The organism is Yeosuana marina, assembly GCF_011762485.1.
GTDB lineage: Bacteria > Bacteroidota > Bacteroidia > Flavobacteriales > Flavobacteriaceae > Yeosuana > Yeosuana marina.
This window is the reverse complement of record NZ_JAAKGI010000028.1, coordinates 1-1,429: the sequence shown is the minus strand read 5'-3', so window position 1 is coordinate 1,429 and position 1,429 is coordinate 1. Positions and strand designations below refer to the sequence as shown.

At 33.7% G+C, this 1,429-nt stretch carries 1 protein-coding gene; it reads right to left on the bottom strand.

The window, feature by feature from the left end; genetic code table 11:
* Positions 1-118 precede the first annotated feature (118 nt).
* A complete protein-coding gene (locus tag G5V56_RS15575) occupies positions 119-1,111 on the bottom strand; it encodes an IS110 family RNA-guided transposase (RefSeq protein ID WP_166966789.1) in 993 nt (330 codons plus the stop codon).
* Between the last annotated feature and the right edge of the window lie 318 nt (positions 1,112-1,429).

Here is a 1,429-nt window from a genome sequence, read left to right as displayed (position 1 = left end):
AAGAGCCGTATGATGGGAGACTATCACGTACGGTTCTGTGAGAGGCTCGGGGTGAAACTCCCCTTGTCTACTCGACACGTATTCCAAGATCAAATCCTAACAAAAATTAGTTTTTTTATTATGCTGCATGTTGTTGAAGAACCACGTACGGAGTTCCTCGTTTAACTACTGCAAAAGCTCTTGATATAAGTTTATTTCTAACATTATTTACTGCAATCATTTTATCTTTTCCTTCAGCTAACTTTTTCTTATAATATAAGCGCAATTCACTGTCGTGCTGTATGGCTGAAACACTAGCCATACTTAACAAACTTTTCATTTTTCTATCGCCTAAATAATGACATTGCTTTCTTCTATGAATACTCGTTCCTGAACGATGTTCAAAGGGCGCTGTTCCACAATAGCTTGCAAAAGCACGCCAACTATCAAAACGCGTAAAGTTTCCTGTATGATAGATGAATTGACAAGCTACTACTAGACCAACTCCTCTAAGACTGGTCAATAATTCATAATTCTTTTCCATAGAGCTATCTTCTGATACTATCGCTTTTATCCTAGTTTCTATTGACTTTACTTGCTTTTCCAAGTAATCAATACTTCGTTTTAAGCTTATACAGCCAGCTCCTGTTGTTGGACTGGTCAAAAGCACCTTCATCTCTTTTAACGTCCCTTTTAAACCTGCATTATTGCGTACCAATTGATCTCGTAATGCCAGTAATCTTCCTAGCTCTAAATGAGAGGAGCTTTTAACTGTACTTGGCTTTAATTCTTCTCGATACAACCATGCATAACGAGCTATTAAACAAGCATCCAAAACATCCGTTTTTTCTTTAACTATTCCTGACGAGCGTTTTATTTTCAATGGACTTTCTTCTACATAAATAATGTTCTGGCTAGATAAGTAAAGTGCCAACTTTAAGGAATAATAACCTGTATTCTCAAAACAATAAAATACTTCGGTAGTTTTGACAACCTTAAAAACCCATTTTATGAGGCTTTTATATCCACCAATATCATTGATAAACGCTTTGTGAGATTGACCATGATAACAATAGGCATCTATTGTCTTTTTTGATACATCAATTCCTACGACTTCTTTGTAATTTTTCATATTTTTACAATTAGAGTGAATAAATATGTTGCAAAAACTACTTCCTTTATCGGGATCTTATACGCCTGGTATTCCAAATGGTTCTTTGCAACTTTATAGAAAGAGAGGACTCGTACGTGTCATGGACCTGTAATTCTAAAACACGTTATAGTTCTCCTCTTTTTCTATATAAAGTTATTTAATACAAACTAAAGAAACACGTTGGTGGTAATATAAATCGAACTCAAAAGAATAATCTAAAAAAAAAAACAATATGAAAAAAAACAAGTTTTTAGGAATAATAATTCTATTTAATTTATTAAGTTGTTCAAAAAACAA